Raw genomic sequence first — 2226 nt, forward strand, 5'->3', positions numbered from 1 at the left:
ATACCCCCGGTGGAGGCCTGACAGTCAGTATCCTCTGGCCAATCAACAACTGACGGGCAGTTGTACCACCACTTCAAATCCCTGCTCCAACCCTCTGGCCGGAGAATACAACTGCATCCGGCCACCCATACCCTGCACCAGTGTTGCCGCTATTGCCAGCCCCAGACCAGAGCCGGTTGCCTGGGTAGTGCCCCGGAAAAATCGCTCCTGCAAACGATCCAGTTGGGTGGCATCCAGCGGTTCACAGTGATTGATGACACACAAAGATGCATCAGGGGTTAATACAATCTGAATTGGTTGATCCGATCTGCCGTGTTTAATAGCGTTGTCCAGCAGGTTTTTTACCAGCAGTGCAAAAGCATCCACATCCACCTGTGACATTACTGGCTGCTGTGGTCGATCCAACTGCAGTCTGCCACCGGCTGCCACCTGCAATTCGTTAACCACCAAGTGCAACAGCACAGATAAATCCTGCGGTGTTTCTGCCAACAAACCGGCACCTTCAGCCTTGGCCAGCTGCAGCAATTTATCGGCCATCACCGCAAGATGTTGCAAGGATGCCGCCATCTGATTTGCTTTTGCACGGGCATCCTCATCGGTGAGTTTTTTCTGCAAGCGCTGGAGCTGCGCCATCACGGTTGCCAGTGGTGTGCGCAGTTCATGGGCAGCATTGGCGGTAAAGTGCCGCTCCGCTTCCAGTGCTTTGCGCAGCCGTGCCATGAGCTGATTCACCGCCTGCACCATGGGTTCCAGCTCTTGTGGCAGGGATAAATCCTGAATGGGTGATAAATCCGCTGCACCCCTTTGCTCCAGTGCCGCCCCGTAAACGCGTACAGGTCGCAGCGCGGCACGTACCAGCAACGCGGCCACCAGCAGACTCAGCGGCCCAATTAACAAAAGCGGTAAAGCCAAGGCCAAAAGACTGTTCCTGACCGCAGCACGGCGCTGGGCTAAAGGTTCTGCCACCTGAATAAAAAAGTGACCACTCACAGCAGAGGTGATGTAAAGACGATGATCGGCATAATCAATAAAACCTTCCGGCAAGGGTGTGCTGTGGATAAAACTTTCCTGCCGGGCGGCATGAGATTGTAATAACACCAGACCATCTGCGGTTTGCACCTGATAAGTCAGGTATTCATCATGAGCCCGCAAGGCCGGTAGCTGCTGAATCACCTGGTCTTGTTCACGGTTGTAAGACTCCACCACCGCCAGCGGCAGGATACGCTCGGCAGTTTCCTGCAAGGCACTGTCAAAAGACTGATTCAGTGCCTGACGCAACACCAGCCCGGCCAGCAGTAAACCCAGCAACCACAGAACACAAAGCACCCAGCCCAGCCGGATCAGCAGTTGTTTCTGCAGGCTGGTTTGCTGTTTTAAGGCAGTCATGCTGCTGGCATCCGGTAACCCAGACCACGCTGGGTTTCTATGCTGTTTTTGCCCAGCTTTTTGCGCAGGCGGCTGATGTACACCTCAATGGTGTTGCTTTCGATTTCAGCCCCAAAGGCATAAAGAGCATCTTCCAGCCTTGAGCGGGTCAGCAACTGGCCGGGGTGCTGTAAAAATGCCTCAAACACCGCCCATTCCCGCGCCGACAGCTCCACCGGCTGCCCGGCTTTTAATACCCGCCGTGCCGTCAGATCCACCTGCAAGTCGCCCAGTTGTAACAGTGGATTCGGATTGCCGCTGTAGCGTCGCGCCACTGCTGCAACTCGTGCCAACATTTCATCCAGATCAAAGGGTTTGACCAGATAATCATCCGCACCGACATTTAACCCGGCAATACGATCACTGATCTGATCCCGTGCGGTCAGAATAATCACCGGCAAGGTATTACCCGCCTTGCGTAGCTGCTGCAGAAAATCCAGTCCGGAACCATCCGGCAGCATCAGATCCAGCAGTAACAATTCATAGGGTGTAGAGCGTAAACAATCACCCGCAGCACTCAGCCGCTCCACCCAATCCACGGCATAACCTTCGTCTTGCAACTGATCACGAATGGCTTCACCCAGCCCTTTTGTATCTTCTACCAGCAACAGGCGCATGGTGGTTTCTCCCAAAGATTTAACAGCGCTTACCTGCATCTTAACCCGACTTTCTGACATCAGACTGAACATTCAATTCTGCGTGTTAAGGCTGGTGTCAGGTTGCGGGAGCAGAATGCCGCTCAATCTCTTCATCTTGTCTGAAAAAACCGGAGTCAATCATGCCCACCCCACGTACCTGGAT

General features: G+C 54.0%; 2 protein-coding genes. Both read right to left on the minus strand.

The features are described from left to right. Window positions 1-42: 42 nt before the first annotated feature. A complete protein-coding gene (locus IBX50_RS19905) occupies window positions 43-1386 on the minus strand; it encodes an ATP-binding protein (RefSeq protein ID WP_292258136.1) in 1344 nt (447 codons plus the stop codon). Then, complete coding sequence (locus IBX50_RS19910; RefSeq protein WP_292258137.1) at window positions 1383-2042, minus strand: response regulator; 660 nt, start codon at window positions 2040-2042, stop codon at window positions 1383-1385. Before IBX50_RS19910 ends, IBX50_RS19905 begins: the two co-directional genes overlap by 4 nt. Window positions 2043-2226: the final 184 nt, after the last annotated feature.

It is taken from the genome of Marinospirillum sp. (assembly GCF_014859565.1).

Bases quoted from the DNA above. Each gene is read 5' to 3' on its own strand.
- IBX50_RS19910 (WP_292258137.1), bottom strand. From the start codon at position 2,042: ATGCGCCTGTTGCTGGTAGAAGATACAAAAGGGCTGGGTGAAGCCATT.
- IBX50_RS19905 (WP_292258136.1), bottom strand. From the start codon at position 1,386: ATGACTGCCTTAAAACAGCAAACCAGCCTGCAGAAACAACTGCTGATC.